This is a genomic window from Pantoea agglomerans NBRC 102470, from assembly GCF_001598475.1.
In the GTDB taxonomy this organism is placed as follows: Bacteria; Pseudomonadota; Gammaproteobacteria; order Enterobacterales; family Enterobacteriaceae; genus Pantoea; species Pantoea agglomerans.
The window spans coordinates 638,447-654,614 of the sequence record NZ_BCZA01000001.1 but is presented as its reverse complement, the minus strand read 5'-3'; the positions used below and the strand labels follow the sequence as shown (position 1 = coordinate 654,614).

Here is a 16,168-nt window from a genome sequence, read left to right as displayed (position 1 = left end):
AACAGGAGAGTCATGGTATGAAGTGTCCGGGATGTGAAGGAGAGGCGTTTGTGTACGCCACGCGCGATGTCAGTCTTAATACGGGTAATCCGGAGGACGTTGTGCCAGATGTAAAGGGCGATCACTGCATCCGCTGTGGAGCGGTGATTATGAATGCCGGAACGTCGGAGTTATATCCCGAAAAGGCTGAAGCGCTGGAGAATGCAGGCGTGCCCATCAAATAACACAGAGAGCCCGTTTAGCGCGGGCTTCTTTGTCTCTGTTACAGGTGAATGTCCCTCTTTTGATAACACGCAACGAGTAAGTTGTGTGATTGTGGCACCCTACAGGTTAAACCTCAGGTTTACCCTGGGAATGGAAATCAAACCCCGTCAATCTGGCCACTGGAGTGCGTTATGGATGCCAATCGCTATGCCCTGGAAACAATCCCGTCACCGCCGGCATTTCCCGGTGCTGCCAGCCCTGTAATATCTGATGAAACACTGCATCGCCGTCTGGCCGCCATTATTGAGCGGATGCAGCAGCAGCAGATTGCGCAACTGATTATCTATGCCGACAAAGAGCACGGCAGCAATTTTGAATATCTGGCAGGATTCATTCCGCGCTTTGAGGAGGCGCTGCTGGTGGTGACTCAGCAGGGCGAGCTCACCTATATCATGGGTAATGAGAACCTCAAGCTGGTGCCGTTTGCCCGCAATCCGGGACGCTGTCTGCATGCGGCGGTCTTTTCTCTGCCCAACCAGCCTATGCGCGGGGAGCAGCCCCTGGATCAGCTGTTAACAGAGGCAGGGATAGTGGCGGGAGAACGCACCGGGCTGGTGGGCTGGAAGTTATTTACCGGCAGGCAGCAAAGGATGTTCGATCTGCCGCAGTTCATCTATGCCGCGGCGGCGCAGGCAGCGGGCGGCGATGCGCAACTGGTAAACGCCACCGGATTGTTTATCTCGCCTGACAACGGTGCACGCTGCGTTAACGGCGCCGATGAAGTGGCGTTTTATGAGGCGGGGGCCAATCTTGCTTCAACCGCGATGCTGGCTGCGCTGGATAGCGTAGCGCCGGGCGTCACAGAGAAGGCGTTAGGCGCACGTCTGAACGCAGAAGGGCAGCCAAACACGGTGGTGACGATTGCCGCGACCGGCGATCGTTTCGCCCAGGCCCGGCTCTATCCGTCTGATAAACGGATTGCGCGTGGTGATAAGCTTTCTCTTACCACCGGCTACAAAGGCGGGCTGACCAGCCGCTCGGCTTACGTGGTCAGTGAAGCCTCTGAGTTACAGTGTAACGTCTCCGACTGGCTGACCCGGCTGGCGATCCCCTATTATCATGCGGTGGTCAGCTGGCTGGAGCAGCTGCGGATCGGGATCACCGGCGGCGAACTCTATTCGCTTATCGAAACGGTGCTGCCGAAAGCGCAGTATGGCTGGCATCTTAATCCGGGGCATCTGGTGGCTGACGAAGAGTGGCTAAGCTCGCCCATCTATCCCGATTCAGCCGTGACACTGAAAAGCGGTATGCTGCTGCAGATCGATATTATCCCGTCGGTGCCGGGTTATGGCGGCTGCAGTATAGAGGATACGGTCGGACTGGCGGACGCGGCATTGCGTGATGAGCTGGCGCGTCGTTTTCCCGATCTCTGGCAGCGAATGACTCAGCGCAAAGCGTACCTGACAGACGTGCTGAAGATTGAGCTTGCCGAAGAGGTGATTTTGCTCTCGAACACGGTAGGCTATCTGCGCCCTTTTTTACTGGATAAGCGCCGTGCGCTGGTGCGCCAGCAGGGGCTTAACCGGCCTGATGCGGCCGGTAATAATTTGTAAAATTTAACTGAGAGTAAAACGCAGGCGCATCTGTCAGGATACGCGCCTCAGAAAGTTCCTGGTTGCTCTCATTCGATGAAATGGTTTACCAAAAACGCGGTTTTGTTTGCCTGCAAAACCTCCTTTGCCGCGTTTATCGCACTCTCTGTGGCGCTCGTTCTTAACTTCGAAAAACCCGCCTGGGCGCTGACCACGGTGTTTGTCACCTCGCAACTCTATGCAGCATCGACCGTCTCGAAATCGCTGTTTCGCCTGCTGGGCACGCTGCTGGGCGGCATCTTTATTCTGCTGATCTACCCCGAAACGGTGCAGTCGCCAGTGTTGTTCAGCCTGTGCGTATCGCTATGGGTAACGGTTTGCCTCTGGCTCTCTCTGCATGACCGCACGCCGAAGAGCTATATCTTTATGCTGGCCGGCTACAGCGCAGCGATTATGGGATTTCCAGACGTTGAGTCACCGTTGGCAATCATCAACACCGTAGTTTCACGTATTGAGGAGATTACGCTGGGCATCCTTTGCAGCACGCTGGTTCACCGGCTGGTGTTTCCGGTTTCGATGCATCATCTGCTGGGGCAGAGCGTTAATCTCTGGTTTCAGAACGCGCGCAAACTCTGTGATGAACTGATCAGCGGAATGGCAAAGAACAAATCGCTGGAGCGCGAAGATATCCTGATTCAGATGGCGGGATATCCGTTGAATGTTGAAACGCTGCTGACCCACTGCGTCTATGAGGGCGAAGCGGCGCGTAATGTCATCCGTCTGGTCAGCGTACAGTATCAGCATCTGACTTATCTGCTGCCGACACTGACGGCGATTGAATCACGGCTGGGTGTGCTGGCCGAACTCAATATTCGTTTTCCGCCGTGCGTCACCGACGTTTTTCAGCAGTTTCTGTTGTGGCTGCATCACGATCGGATTAACGATATTGCCGGACTGCGTGAAGCGATTGCTGCCAGTCAGGCAACCCTGGAGCACGAATGGCGGGCAGGGCTGCTGGCAACCGAAGAGAGCCTGCTGCTGATTGGTCTGCTTGAGCGGCTGGCTAACTTTGTGCGCATTGCCGATGCTTATGAGAATGTCAGTGCGCGCGCAGGGGATCTCTACAGCCACGGGGATGGGGCGGCGATCCGCAATATCCGGGAACACCGGCATATCGATAAGGGACTGTTACGGCTGTCCGCGCTGACGGCATTTCTGGCGACTTTCCTCTCCAGCCTGTTCTGGATTGGCAGCGGCTGGGCCGATGGGGCGAATGCACCTCTAATGGCGGCGATTATCAGTTCATTTTTTGCTGGTGTCGATTCCCCGGTAACGCCGATGAAGCTGTTCGTGAAAGGGGTGATGATTGCGCTGGTGGTCAGCCTGTTCTACATCGCTTTTCTGATCCCGCAGGCCAATACCTTACAGGCGCTGATGATCATACTGCTGCCCGGTCTGATGCTGCTGAGCCTGGTGATTGCCAATCCGGCGACCAATCTGGTAGGGCTGAGTGTCGCCATCCAGATCCCCGGTTTTATCGGCTTAAGCCATCACTATGTCCCGAATCTGATCGTCACGCTGAATGCGGCCATCTCCTCGATGGTGGGGATTATGTTTGCGGTAGTGCTGACGGCGTTGATCCGCAACAAACGGCCGTCATGGATAGCCAGAAGAGCGGTGCAACGAGGGCTGCGCGATCTGTTAGGGTTTATTAAAATGGTGGAGCGCAATTCCGCCACGCTACTGTCACGGCAGCAATTTATTGCGCGGATGCTCGACCGGGTGAATATCATTCTGCCGCGTAAAAGGCTCGATCCGGTGCCGGATATCGTGGTGGGGGGCTATCTGATTACTGAAACCTGGCTGGGCGCCAACTGTTATGACTTCTACGCACGTTATCGTGAGGTGCTGGAGAGTCATCAGATTGATAGTGGTCAGATGTTTCACGAGCTGGCGCTATACCTGAAGCGCAAGATGAAGTCGCTGCAATTAGCGCCACATCAGGATCTGCTGGAAGAGCTGGATCTGTTGCTGCTAAGACTGGAGCCGATCGCCCGAGAGGAGAGTGTGGCTGTTGCGCCCTTAATCCATCTGTTTAATATTCGGGTATCACTGTTTCCACATCAGCGCTGGCCAGATTAACCCGGTATAACAGGGCTGGCTGGTGGGGCTAAGAGAGCGCTTGCCGGGACCAGAGCGGACAATCTTATTTTAGTTACATCATACATTAGATCTTAATTAAATTGAGAATCAGGCAACGTGCCCGTATATATTGTCTGACAGGAAAGTAGGGTCAGCAGACAATAAGAGCAGGGCGCGCGCATCTCACTGCAGGAAAGCAGGGTTGATGCAGGAAAAGTTCAGCGGTAATAACTCAGCGGCTTTCCTGCGGCTGAAGCTGATAAATCCACGCACTGTATTGCCGATTATCCTCGGCAGAAACGCGAACCTCGACGCGATCGTAGCCATCTTCAAACGCATCCAGCATCGGCCAGTGGGCGTCCAGCTGGTCGGAGAGAAACAGATAACCCGGCACGTCGGGCCCATGCTCATCCAGAACGATGCCCGGAAAATCAGCCGCTGCGCCCCAGCCGCGCTGATAGAAGGTACCGTTCACAGAACCGGCCAGCCATTCTCCGCCAATATTTTCCAGGATATGGGCATTCTCGCGTCCCGGACAGAGCGTGCCATAGACAAATAAGCGTTTCATTTTTTCTCGTCGTTGAAACAGTGGAAGCCAGCAACTCTAGCGCGGCTAAAATGGATTGTCTTGCGGAACTGCCTCTTGAGCCTCTCAAAACGCCATGCGTAGGTAAATTCTGCGTACTGCCAGCCCCATCAGATGCGCAGAATTCATGTAGCGACGCCCTGGACTGCCGCAAAAGATCAGATTTATGTGCACTCTGCCTGTCGGCAGATGGCACTCCCGTCCGGTTACTTCAAGGTTGTCGTGTAGTTAACCGGAATCCCCTGGTCATTGATCACCGCATAACTCACTGACTCACCGGGTTTCGGCAGAGTGTGACTGTCAATGTAAGCATCAGATTGTGGGGCAAGAGTGAGATTTTTTATTGATTGCTGACCTTCAGAATAGACATTCATGCTCATGAACCAGGGAGTAGGGTTGGTTATGGCGATTTTATTTCCCTTTACCGCGAAACGGAGCTTTTCCGGATCGGTGGTCAGCGGGGCGTTTAGTCCCTCAGGCCGTATAAAGATTTTTAGCCGGATTCGCAGCGGTAACACCACTTTACGTTCAGCCGCGTTAAGCTCTTTTTTCAGCGCAGGGATCTGATAAATATTTAACCAGTAGAGGCTCTCTTTGTCCGCGGGCAGCGCCTGACGTGAAGTGAGTACCAGACGCAACGATCGCATTTCTCCCGGATACATTTTTACCACCGGCGGTATGACTATGACGGGCGTGATGCTGGCGTCGGGTGAGAGAGTCAGGTCACCGTCATCTGTCCAGATTTGCAAATACGTTTCGTTTCCGCCGCTGTTGACGACGTTAACAGACTGGCTCAGATCCGATTGATTGAAAACGATCCGGGTTTTATCCACATTGACCACCGCCCAGACGCTGAATGAGAGCAGGACGCCAGATAACACAACGACGTTACTGAAAACTGACCACAACCTGTAACTGCGCATTGACTGTTCCTGCTGTAATAGTTTGCCCGCTGAGCGCTTCAAGAGAGGCGGTGAAATCACCACTGTAAATATCAGCGCCTCCTGAGGAGATTTGCGACGTTAAATCTTTATAGGCATACCAGCCACGGCTGTTGCCCGTGCCCGTCACTGTTCTGTCAGGCAGTAAATTGAGCGCCATATTATGACTGTCATAAATTTTTATACCGACGCCGGAGGCGGCAGCGCTGCTACCATAGTGGGTATCCAGCAGCCAGGTTAGCCCGCCGCCAGCTGTACTCAGCCCCAGATTTCTTGCCTGCGTCACCGCATTTGACTGGTTAACGAGAAAGCCCATAGCGACATTTGCTGACGTGATCGTCGATGTACTGGTGCCGGAGATGGCACCGGACTCGCACTGGATAGTGATAGTAAAAGGAGCCTGACTTTTCCCGCCCGCGGCAAGGGTATTCACGCTTACGGTCGGCAGCAGCACCACCGAAGGATAATCCTGGACTTCGCATAGCGCGCCACGCACATAGGTGACATTTGAGAAGGTGCTCCAGGCAGCGGGCCAGTTACGGTAAAAACCATACCAGTAAGAAAGACTATCCTGGCCCACTTTCAGATTATTGGTATCCAGCCCGGGTCCTTTAAAAGCAATATATCCGCGAGGTTGTGTCCAGTTGTCCACATAGCGATTGCTGTTGCTGGCGTAATAGCGCGTAGAGTCTATTTTAAACATTTCATACAGCACATTGCTGAAAGCACTGGCCGGAATATAAATATAGGTGCCATCAGAATACCAGTCACTGGCTGTCAGCTGTCGGGCTTTCCAGTAGCGACTGTAATATTCGCCGGTTGTCAGGTTAGTTAGCCTGACGGCAACATTTGCAGCGACATCATAATAGGCGCCGTCCACTTCAGAGGTAATATATTGACCGGCATAGGGGCTGTCACCATTGGTGGCATACATCTCATACAAACTGTCTGCATCTGCCACGGCGCAGCGGTAAAGAATCTGGTTAGCTGAGTAGGAAACATTGCTGGCCGATGACAGAAAGCTGCCTACCGAGCTGGCCAGCAGTGTGCCAGAGGGCTGGAAGGTCTTTCCGCTATTGATGCTGATCACAGATGGCAGGCCCACATTCCCTGAGCAGGTGTCGCAGGCGCCGGTCCAGTAGGCGGCGGTATAACCAGCTGCAATCGCGCTTTGAGACAACGAGGATGTGGCGGTAACAACACTGCAATTAGCCCAGGCGGGCACATTGAACAGCAATAATAAGATATACAGGAAATATTTTTCGATTCTCACACGATTAACCCTTATGGCAGACAGCATCCAGGCGAACAATATTCTCATTCACGCGACCGGTTATTTGATAATTAACAAAACATGTTTTATTGCCCTTATATTCCCAGTTTACCTTTAAGGTTCCAGAGTCATGCGGTACACGTGCATATAATTGACCACCCTGGCCCACAATACCTATCACGGTATTATCAGCATCACGGACCTCGGTGCCCATTGGCGGGATTTCATGATCTTCATTTTTGAGCGCGATTAAGACGGCCTTACCCTGCAGCGTGGCAAAATTAATTCGGGTAACGGAACCGGCATAGGGCACAACGCGCTGGCTTCCACCGCTTAATTCGGCATCAGCATTCATATAGCGTGTATCAAGGCTGACGGTGTTGGCCTGATATGGCGTCAGCGACGGCAGGATAGCGTAACCAAAATGATCAATGACGGCACCCTGACCATTGCGTACGCTGGCGCCCTGGGCACCATCCGCATGGATAAGCGCAAAAGTGTCGCTGGTATAAGGTCCGGCGGTGACGCCGCCGCGATGAATCAGCAACGTACCAGAAAGCCCTAATCCAGCCTGGCGATAATTATCCCCCTGACCATAATTCGCTCTGACCGCGCCTGCGCGCGTATTCTGCTGAATATTTCCGCCGAACGAGACACGGTGGCCGCTGTTACTTTGCGTATTTTCGGTTCCGCCATACAGGGACCAGGATCGCTGATTGTTCTCGCCAGATGAACCGGTCAGTGAGAGCGTCGAATTGCGCGTTTCTTTAGACTGGTTGTAGTTATAGGCCACAGAGGTAGTGTGATTGCCCCAGTTCAGCGGAACCGAGACATTCAGTGAAACGGTATTTTCGGTATATTTCTCGCGGTATGCGTTATCACCATCGTCCAGGTTCAGCCCGAAACGATCATAATTCCAGGTAGTACGCTGACGGGCAACGTTGAGACTGTAACTGATGTTATTCCAGCTGTTGCTGTAACCTAACTGAAGCTGAGTAATACGTGACCGGTTATTATAGTAATCCGCCGTGCTGCCGCTCAGGCTGATTAAGCCATAATCGGCCATTGACTGACTCAGGGTCACAGAAAAATTATTACGCTGATGCAGCGTATCTGAATAGTAACTGATGCCATTGTCCTGCTGGCGCCGAACGCCCAGCACATCCTGCAGGTCGCGATAACCGCTGGTTGAGTAACGATAGGCGGCCAGGACCAGGTTGGTGCCGGTAGCAAAGGTTTTGCTGTAGCTCAGCTCGGCGCGCCATCCCGAGGCATTTCTGTTCTGTGCGACCTTTGCATCAGAAAAGGTGGTGTTTAATCCCACTGCGCCCGCTGCCGAAGTCCAGACACCGCCAAGCAGCCAGGCCTGATAGTCCTGAGCCAGCCGCGATCCTGCCGTAGCGGTCAGTCGGTTACTGATACCGCGCTGCAACAGCCCTTCAAAGAAGGTGTTATTAACTGAGTAGAATTGCCGTACCCGACCCAGTGCAACCGAGTAATGCCAGTTTCCCGGCCTGACCGAATCAGGCACAGAGGCATAAGGAACGGTAAACGAGGACGTTTTGCCATTGGCTTCAATAATCTCAACATCGAGATCGCCCTGGCTACGGGTATTGTACAAATCGTTGATCACGAAGGGACCAGGCGCCACGCTGGTCTCATAAATAACGCGATTCAGTTGTCTGACGATAACCCGGGCACTGGAGGAGGCCACACCGCGAATTTCGGGCGCATAACCACGCCGGCTTTGCGGACGCATCCTTTCATCGGTAGTGAGCTTAATGCCATTATAAGAAAGGCTGCCAAACTGCGAACTTTCTGTATAGCTGTCGCCCAGTGTCAGCAGACTGTTCAGCGGTTCAATGGGGCGCTGAAGCCAGGTTCTGACCGTTGTGTAGCGAACGTCACTGCCGGTAACGTTATTGTCGATAAACCGCAGATTGCCCTGATGGCGCAGCTGCCAGTTATCAATATTAGTGCCCGCCGTGATGCCACTCCAGAGATACTGGTATCTGTAACCGGAAGCGGTATTTTCCGTCCAGCTATAATTGGTGTTATGCCGGATGAAAAGGGCGGAGATCCCTTTATCCCATTCGGCGACGGGAATATTTCCCCTGGGAAGATGAATTAACTCCGCATCCGGAATGGTGAACTGCAGCCGCAGTGAAGCCTGATCAAATTGCCAGCGGGCCGCTGATGACCAGTGACGCAAGGGCTGACAGCCCTCGCTGGCTGAGGATTTATTCAGTGACTTAAGGCTTAATGATTCAGCCACCGTCAGCGGGAGACAAGGTTCTATCGGCTGACCTTTCTCTGCTGACAGAAAGGTCAGGGTGACGCCGCTTTTAACCAGCTTATTGTTAACATAGATATCGACATAATAGTTTCCGGGGGCGATAGTCTGATGATTAAACTGATCAATATTCTGGCCAAAGGCGGAACCTTTAAACAGCGAAGGATCGAAGTAGTATTCATCAGCGTGTCCATACGTTGAAAAAGTAAATGATGCACAGAGAGGCAAAAAAAAGATGCGGATATTACCTGCCTGCAATCGGATAGTCTTCACTGACTTTAGCTCCCTGGTCATTCATTGCTGAAAGAGAAATCACGCTATTAGCTGATAAAGAGTGCGTTGCCGGTTTACACCTGACTATTTTTTTGGCAAAGGGTGCAATCATTTCGGATTCGCAGGCTGTTTTTTTGCCTGCTGTTTTTATTGCAACCTCTGTAAGTGAGAGATACCAGGGTTGAGTGTTGTTGATTTCAACCCCCTCTTTTTGCATCGTTACTTTTACACCGTCGAAAACATTAACCGGCTGACCAATCGCTTTAGGACGATAAAAGAGTTTCATGCGGTTACGTAACATTAAAACAATACTGTTACGGCCTGATTCCGCCTGAATATTACCAGGGGGGATCTGCAGGGAGTTGAACCAGTAAATCGTCTCGCGATCCTGTGGTAATGAGACATTAGGTATGAATCGGATTCTTAAAACCTGGCCGGTCAGAGGCTGGATCCGAAACAGCGGTGGCGTGATAATAAAAGGCACGTCACTCTTATCGCCAGGTTGCGAATCCATATTGCCATTATCAAGCCAGGCCTGAATGACATAAGGAATATTATCGTTGTTCTTTAACTGAACATCGACGGAGAGAGCATTACCCGGATAAATAATTCGGCTGCCAAGAATAGTGACGCTTGCCTGGACGTTATCCGAAATAAACGTCATCAAAAAAATCAGTATTACCATTTTTAATGGGAACAGCATAATGCGCGAATACATGTCGGATATCTCAAGCGTGGCGTGCGTATCTGGCTATCCAGATACGCACGAAAAATATTACTGGTAAGTCACGGCATATTGCAGTGATGCGGTAACGGTACCCGCCGTTGGCGTGCCGGATGCGTAATAACGGGCAGAGTAGGTGGCAGAGCCAGAAGTTTCCCCTGTCTGAAGTGTCAGATCACCGCTGCCGGTATAACCACTGGTCAGATTAACCACCGCATCTTTCGGATCGAGGATTTGTACCTCAACATTTTTTGCGGTTCCGGTGTTAGATAAATTACCGGCAGCGCTAACGTTATTCCCCACAAACACCGTCGAGATTTTGGTGGCCGAGGTACTGTCCCCGGCGCAGCCGCTAACGCCCACGGTGAAGGTGGTATCACCCGCAGTTGCACCAGAGGCAGCAAGGTCCGTAGTACTGACCGTTGGCAGCAGCACGACAGGGGACGCATTGTTGCCATTTACGGAAACAGAACAGGTTTCAGTGGTCACTTCTCCCTGAAAGTTGATGGTGTTATCTGAAGCTGCAAACACGCTGGCTGACACCAGCCCGGCACTGATTAACACAGCAAGATTAAGCGTTCTGAATTTGGTGTTCATTTAATACTCCTTTATCATAATTATGCGGAAAATAACTGATTGAGGCTGATGCCCATTTTCCGGCGAATGGCATCTTTGATGTTATAAACACGCTTGACTTCAATCCCCATTTCTCTGGCAATAATCGGCAGTGACAGTCCGTTCATCGCCAGATCAAGGAACCGAACTTCATCCTGTTTAAGTGCATTCACTTTTTTCCTGACCTCGCCTTTTAAACCGAAATAACAGCCCTGGATTTGTCTGTTTATCTCATCCAGGGACAAATCGGCATAAATCACAGTTTGTATACGCAGGTCCTCTTTTTGCCAGTACGCCGCAAGCGGCTCCATATGGCGATCACTGACGATAATCAGCATTAATCCCGTATGTTTCAAATACTCAATCCAGTTGCTATTGGTAAAATACCTGACATTTTCCCTGGAGAAGTCAACGAATACACATCCTCTGCAAAAGAGGCTCTCATATTTTCCAGCGACCATGCTGAGTATGGATGAAGAGAAAAAATGATTCCCTCCAGGCCAGGTGGTAATTTTTTGCAACGGACATCTGTTATAAATGTCTGATGCGCGATGGGTGAGATCACAGCCATATTTACAACTGGCGCAGCGAATTTCCTCTCTGGTTATCTTTATCATAATATTTTGGCGTTGTTGCGAGAGTTGTGATTATTTTATCGATAAAAATCTCCGCGTTTCAAGGCGATGAAAATTATCCGCTATTTTCTTCATTCGGATTTTTCTTAAGGGGTCACCTCCACGGGCGGGAGTAATATTTGTTGAAAATTCGGGACAAAAAGGGCGACGACGCCCTCAGCAGTGCTGAGAGACCAGGATTTTTTTACGTCCGTTAGGAATATTTCGCAAATAACGCCACTTTGATCAATAAAAATTCCGCACTCAATGCTAAATATGAGCGAATTTTGTTCAGTGATCAATTTTGTATATAGCGGCCACTATGATGGCATTGATAAATGACTTTTTACTGACTCTATTATTGCTTTCTCCCTTACTTCATTGAAACGATCTGCATTTTAAATGGCTTTTATAAAAAAATTAGCGACGATATTTATAGTTCACATCCCATTTTATTAAGAATACTCCTGGTAACAAAGATGTTAATTGACGCACTTGCTATAAATATTGATCTAAATCAGTTATTTAGTGCATGAAAACATCACTATTTTAGTCAGTGTCATTAAAAGAAAAGAGATCTATATTTATTTCTTTCCCGGGCGCTATCATTCAGATTTTGTATACGAAGAATCATTCTTGCTGTGCGAAATTTACGTTCTGCTTTTTTGTCAGATTATACAAGATAGTTATTGGATGACAGGACAGAGCAGGGACGTTACACCTCATTTTGCGTGTCGCTGATAGTGCTGAAAACGACCGGATGTCACTGGCTCTTATTTTCAATGCTCAGGGCAAAAGCATCACTGCGCTGCGTTGACTGCCTTGCAATCGCAATGCGAATAGCCGGTATGAGTCCGGCTGACCAGACAGCCAGCAGAAAGCTGACTCAGGCTTTCTTGCTCATTACAGGATTAACCTGGCAAGGAACAGAGTGAAGAAAGCGTAGTTACACGTGGACGCGTTTACGACAATTTAGTGGTACGCACGGCAGACAACGAGGATGAACATAAAGCGGTGATGCATAGACGCCTCTACAGCATTTTTGTGGCCGACAAGCCCTGATGAATGCGCTAATTTTCACGTAGCGACGTCACTGCTTAAGTTGTGCAAAGCACCTGAGCAGAGAAACGGTCAGAATGCGCAGCAGTGCATCCAGCCAGCCGCAAAGGGCGAAGTCGTCATTGCATCGTCCGGCTGCAAATCTCCGATATCAGGTTTGTTGATGAGAGGATAGCGTGTAGAGTCGCTGAAGAAGATGTCCCGCAGGGAAAGCCATGCTGAATAACGTAGCATCACATTATTTCAGTTTCGGAACAGAATAAGCGACAGTAACAAGGTCAGGCAGACATTGTGATCGTTTCTGACAGATTTTGCTGTAAAGAGTAAAACAGTCAGGATCAGCCCAAAATGGTGAGCAGACCATACAATAGAGCATCACGCTCCCGATCATAATCAATATGCGCATAATGTATATTATGTTAAATGAGATATTAACAGCGCACTTATCGGCTGGATACTGCTCCGTTCTTTCCTGGTGTTCCGGCAATCGCACTGCCCTGCGTCTTCGAACTGATTCCTTCAAACTTACTGACCGATAAGAACCCCGAACGACGATTCGGTTCGGGGTTGGTTTCATGACCGGTCAGTTAGTTGAGATGCGAACGCAACTCTTCACCCGCCTGATTAATAGCTGTTCTGACCGTGGGTTCCTGACTTAACGCGTTCAGCAAACCGTAATCATGAATCATGCCATTGTAGCGCGTTACGGTAACCGGCACGCCTGCTGCATCCAGCTTACGACCGAACGCTTCACCTTCATCACGTAACACATCCAGCTCTGCAGTCTGAATCAATGTTGGCGGCAGCCCCTTCAGCTGTTCAGTGGTGGCACGCAACGGTGATGCCAGGATGTTATTACGATCTTTGTCCGAAACGGTATAGTTATCCCAGAACCACTTCATCATGTTCTTCGTCAGGAAATGTCCGTCAGCAAATTGATCATACGACGCGGTATCGAAACGCGCATCGGTAACCGGCCACAGCATCACATCATAACGGATGGCCGGAGTTTTAAACTGCTTCGCCTGCAAGGCAACCGCCGCCACCATGTTACCGCCAACGCTATTACCAACCAGCGCCAGACGTTTTCCGTCAACGCCAATTTCAGCGCCATGTTCGGCGACCCATTTAGTGGCGTCATAAGCCTGAGTAATTGCCACCGGGAAATGGGCTTCTGGCGATGGTTGATAATTGACAAATACCGCAGCAGCGCCGGATGCATTCACCATGTCACGTACCAGTCGCTCATGGGTCGGAAAATCGCCCAGCACCCAGCCACCGCCGTGGAAGAACATAAACACCGGCAAGGTGCTGCTGGCGTGCTCGGGCTTAACGATGGTCAGCGTCAGAGGCTTGCCCTGTACGGTAATGATCTTCTGTGAAATCTGTGCCGGCGGCAGTTCTGCGCCCTTCTGCGCCCCCGTCAACACCGCTCGGGCATCTTTGACGGAGAGTTGCTCAATCGGTTTACCACTCCCGCTGTTGAGCGCCTTCAGGAAAGCGGCCACGCCTGCGGTCGGTTGCGGACTGTTTTCAGTGGGTGCAGCAAACGCGGTACTCATCTGGCTGGCTAACAATAATGCACTGGCGATCAGTTTCATTTTCATCACAGGGTTCCAATTAACTTGCTATTAAGTAGTGTGCTATCTGGTTGGCAGGACAATGACACGGCGAACCTGGATTGTAAACTACTAAATAGCACACTATTTATCTCAAGCTTTTACCCTCTCTGACTATTTTCGTCATTAACAGACTACTTTGCTGCTATCTGTATCGATTTTCAGCAATTAAGCACTGCGCCTGAGCACCTGAAAAAAGTTAAAAGCATAGAGTTTTTTTCTGGTTAAGTTCAGCATGGACGCCAACGGTGCTCGCTACCCTATCCCGCTGCCGCTGCTGAGTCCGTTCGGTTATACACCCTGTCTCGGTCAGACCTTTGTACGTATCCGGCTCGCTGACCAGACGTGCCGGATTCACATTCTCACGTCATTCGCGACGGAAAGCAGCCCGCCCGTGAGTCGATACATATACGGTAGTTGATAACTGACGAGACGATTCTGTGGATAGATCAGAGGATTGCTATCGCTACGTTGCCCGCCAGGGGCCAGGCTTTGTTTTATTGCTGAATTCAGAGAGGATTTCATCTGGTGCCTCTGTTCCCTGATTAGCTATGACTGCACAGGTGCTGGACTATGATTAAGCAGAAACACTGTATGATGTAACTAAAGAAATTTTCCTTCTTTCTCAGAAATTTCACATTTCCTGCGGCTAAATATCTCTTTGCCCTCAGGCGCATTACTCTCTCTGCACTGTCACCCGACTTCAGACAATCAATAAAGGAAACATTGATGAAAACTTCATATGCCTTGATCGCAACATTACTGATGACCTCTGGCGCATCCGCTATCGCTGCTCAGCCTGCTACCGCTAAAAACCCACTGAGCGTGCACGTTCTTAACCTGCAAACTGGCCAGCCAACGGCAGGCATCGAAGTTGAACTGGATCAGAAGCAGCAGGATAACTGGGTGAAACTGGCATCAGGCGTCACCGATAACAATGGTCGCATCAGCGCCCTGTTCCCGCAGGACAAAACAGCCAGTGCGGGTAGCTACCGCGTGGTGTTTAAAACCGGTGACTTCTATAAAAAGAACAACCAGAAAACCTTCTTCCCGGAGATCCCGGTTGAGTTCAACATGGAGGCCAGCGGTGAGCACTACCATATCCCGTTGCTGCTGAGCCCGTTTGGTTACTCTACCTATCGCGGCAACTGATCCCGATCCGGCACTCAGGTGCCGGATTTCCCCTCTCCCGCTACCCGCGCCGGAAAGCACTCCACCAGCCAGTCGATAAATACCCGTAGCCGTTGCGTTACGTGCCGGTTTTGCGGATAAACCAGATGAAACGGATAACCCGCCGGACGCCAGTCGTGCAGGATCTCAACCATTTCTCCCTGCCGCAGAATCGTCGACAGCGAATAATTAAATGTCTGAATGATCCCAAGCCCTGCCAGTCCCGCGGCCAGATGCGCGTTGCTTTCATTGACGCCTATGCGATGCGCACTGGTGATCTCAATTTTCTCTCCCTGACGTTCGAACCGAAGCGGAAATGGCTTGCCGGTTTGCGGCGAGAGATAACTCACCAGCCGGTGTCCGTTGCGCAGTTCATCAGGATAGGCGGGCACACCAAACGCTTTAAGGTAGGCGGGTGTCGCGCAGGTAATGAGCGTAGCGTGCCCTATCAGACGGGCAATCAGTGAGGAATCGACCAGCGGACCGCCGCGGATCACACAATCAACGTTGTCGCTAATAAGATTGACCGGGCGATCGGATACGCCCAGATCCAGCGTAATATCAGGATAGCGGGCAAAGAAATCAGGCAGCAGCGGAATCAGAACGTCCCTGGCGGTAGATCCGCCGACATCAATGCGTAACTGCCCACGCGGCTTACTGCGCAGTGAATTGAAACAGGCATCAATATCCTCGAGATCGTGCAGGATGCGCAGCGCTTTCTCATAGTATTCACGCCCTTCTGCGGTGACGGTTACGCGTCGGGTGGTGCGCTGCAATAGCCTGACGGAAAGATGCGCTTCCAGCTCCTGAACCAGCTTACTCAGCGTCGCTTTCGGCATATTCAGCGAGTCCGCCGCCCGGGTAAAACTGCCGCTTTCCACCACCCGTGAAAAGGCTTTTATCGCCAGCAGCTGATCCATTCTATCTCCCTATTATCCACCCGTGTGGATAGTCATTTTCATTTTAGCGGATTTATCCGCCAATCCTCCTCTCTTACAGTAGCAATCAGTCCGGCAGCCCCGCTGACCGGGAATAACCCAAACTGTCTAAGAGACTATCCGGA

The 16,168-nt window shown here is 51.0% G+C and carries 13 protein-coding genes; 4 read left to right on the top strand and 9 right to left on the bottom strand.

Annotated elements, in window-relative coordinates; genetic code table 11:
• The first annotated feature begins 17 nt into the window (after positions 1-17).
• The 3 genes from PAG01S_RS03115 to PAG01S_RS03105 all read left to right on the top strand — a co-directional run bounded on the left by PAG01S_RS03115 (position 18) and on the right by PAG01S_RS03105 (position 3,938).
• Positions 18-224 (top strand): type II toxin-antitoxin system MqsA family antitoxin, encoded by a 207-nt coding sequence (locus PAG01S_RS03115; protein WP_010244885.1) that lies wholly within the window; start codon positions 18-20, stop codon positions 222-224.
• 171 nt (positions 225-395) lie between these two features.
• Complete coding sequence (locus tag PAG01S_RS03110) at positions 396-1,817, top strand: M24 family metallopeptidase (RefSeq protein ID WP_062757660.1); 1,422 nt, start codon at positions 396-398, stop codon at positions 1,815-1,817.
• Between the two features lie 75 nt (positions 1,818-1,892).
• A complete protein-coding gene (locus PAG01S_RS03105; protein WP_010244891.1) occupies positions 1,893-3,938 on the top strand; it encodes an FUSC family protein in 2,046 nt (681 codons plus the stop codon).
• A 232-nt stretch (positions 3,939-4,170) separates the two neighbouring features.
• On the opposite strand, the gene PAG01S_RS03100 is transcribed toward PAG01S_RS03105, so the two are convergent.
• The 8 genes from PAG01S_RS03100 to PAG01S_RS03065 all read right to left on the bottom strand — a co-directional run bounded on the left by PAG01S_RS03100 (position 4,171) and on the right by PAG01S_RS03065 (position 13,923).
• The gene (locus PAG01S_RS03100; RefSeq protein WP_022625647.1) at positions 4,171-4,506 is read right to left on the bottom strand and encodes a gamma-glutamylcyclotransferase family protein; all 336 of its coding nucleotides are present in this window, start codon (positions 4,504-4,506) and stop codon (positions 4,171-4,173) included.
• Positions 4,507-4,730: 224 nt separating this feature from the next.
• Complete coding sequence (locus PAG01S_RS03095) at positions 4,731-5,447, bottom strand: fimbrial assembly chaperone (protein ID WP_010670153.1); 717 nt, start codon at positions 5,445-5,447, stop codon at positions 4,731-4,733.
• The gene (stbD, locus tag PAG01S_RS03090; protein ID WP_050482648.1) at positions 5,413-6,765 is read right to left on the bottom strand and encodes a fimbrial usher protein StbD; all 1,353 of its coding nucleotides are present in this window, start codon (positions 6,763-6,765) and stop codon (positions 5,413-5,415) included. The genes PAG01S_RS03095 and stbD overlap by 35 nt, the downstream gene beginning before the upstream one ends.
• Positions 6,743-9,304: a fimbrial outer membrane usher protein gene (locus tag PAG01S_RS03085; RefSeq protein WP_062757658.1), complete on the bottom strand. Its 2,562-nt coding sequence runs from the start codon at positions 9,302-9,304 to the stop codon at positions 6,743-6,745. Before PAG01S_RS03085 ends, stbD begins: the two co-directional genes overlap by 23 nt.
• On the bottom strand, positions 9,276-10,022 hold the full coding sequence (locus PAG01S_RS03080; RefSeq protein WP_062757656.1) for a fimbria/pilus periplasmic chaperone: 747 nt from the start codon (positions 10,020-10,022) through the stop codon (positions 9,276-9,278). Before PAG01S_RS03080 ends, PAG01S_RS03085 begins: the two co-directional genes overlap by 29 nt.
• Before the next feature lie 57 nt (positions 10,023-10,079).
• On the bottom strand, positions 10,080-10,625 hold the full coding sequence (locus PAG01S_RS03075; RefSeq protein ID WP_033767254.1) for a fimbrial protein: 546 nt from the start codon (positions 10,623-10,625) through the stop codon (positions 10,080-10,082).
• A gap of 20 nt (positions 10,626-10,645) precedes the next feature.
• Positions 10,646-11,260, bottom strand: coding sequence for a helix-turn-helix domain-containing protein (locus PAG01S_RS22545; RefSeq protein WP_487362636.1), 615 nt, complete (start codon positions 11,258-11,260; stop codon positions 10,646-10,648).
• A 1,643-nt stretch (positions 11,261-12,903) separates the two neighbouring features.
• Positions 12,904-13,923, bottom strand: coding sequence for an alpha/beta hydrolase (locus PAG01S_RS03065; RefSeq protein WP_062757652.1), 1,020 nt, complete (start codon positions 13,921-13,923; stop codon positions 12,904-12,906).
• Positions 13,924-14,664: 741 nt separating this feature from the next.
• Here PAG01S_RS03065 and uraH point away from each other — a divergent pair.
• Positions 14,665-15,087 carry a hydroxyisourate hydrolase gene (uraH, locus tag PAG01S_RS03060; RefSeq protein ID WP_010244915.1) on the top strand — a complete coding sequence of 141 codons (423 nt, stop codon included), beginning with the start codon at positions 14,665-14,667 and terminating at the stop codon, positions 15,085-15,087.
• Between the two features lie 14 nt (positions 15,088-15,101).
• Here uraH and PAG01S_RS03055 read toward each other — a convergent pair whose 3' ends face one another.
• Positions 15,102-16,025: a LysR family transcriptional regulator gene (locus PAG01S_RS03055; protein ID WP_062757650.1), complete on the bottom strand. Its 924-nt coding sequence runs from the start codon at positions 16,023-16,025 to the stop codon at positions 15,102-15,104.
• Between the last annotated feature and the right edge of the window lie 143 nt (positions 16,026-16,168).

Excerpts from the sequence above, each read along its gene's own strand:
- PAG01S_RS03115 (WP_010244885.1), top strand. The coding sequence starts at position 18 with ATGAAGTGTCCGGGATGTGAAGGAGAGGCGTTTGTGTACGCCACGCGC.
- PAG01S_RS03110 (WP_062757660.1), top strand. The coding sequence starts at position 396 with ATGGATGCCAATCGCTATGCCCTGGAAACAATCCCGTCACCGCCGGCA.
- PAG01S_RS03105 (WP_010244891.1), top strand. The coding sequence starts at position 1,893 with ATGAAATGGTTTACCAAAAACGCGGTTTTGTTTGCCTGCAAAACCTCC.
- PAG01S_RS03100 (WP_022625647.1), bottom strand. The coding sequence starts at position 4,506 with ATGAAACGCTTATTTGTCTATGGCACGCTCTGTCCGGGACGCGAGAAT.
- PAG01S_RS03095 (WP_010670153.1), bottom strand. The coding sequence starts at position 5,447 with ATGCGCAGTTACAGGTTGTGGTCAGTTTTCAGTAACGTCGTTGTGTTA.
- stbD (WP_050482648.1), bottom strand. The coding sequence starts at position 6,765 with ATGCTGTCTGCCATAAGGGTTAATCGTGTGAGAATCGAAAAATATTTC.
- PAG01S_RS03080 (WP_062757656.1), bottom strand. The coding sequence starts at position 10,022 with ATGTATTCGCGCATTATGCTGTTCCCATTAAAAATGGTAATACTGATT.
- PAG01S_RS03075 (WP_033767254.1), bottom strand. The coding sequence starts at position 10,625 with ATGAACACCAAATTCAGAACGCTTAATCTTGCTGTGTTAATCAGTGCC.
- PAG01S_RS22545 (WP_487362636.1), bottom strand. The coding sequence starts at position 11,260 with ATGATAAAGATAACCAGAGAGGAAATTCGCTGCGCCAGTTGTAAATAT.
- PAG01S_RS03065 (WP_062757652.1), bottom strand. The coding sequence starts at position 13,923 with ATGAAAATGAAACTGATCGCCAGTGCATTATTGTTAGCCAGCCAGATG.
- uraH (WP_010244915.1), top strand. The coding sequence starts at position 14,665 with ATGAAAACTTCATATGCCTTGATCGCAACATTACTGATGACCTCTGGC.
- PAG01S_RS03055 (WP_062757650.1), bottom strand. The coding sequence starts at position 16,025 with ATGGATCAGCTGCTGGCGATAAAAGCCTTTTCACGGGTGGTGGAAAGC.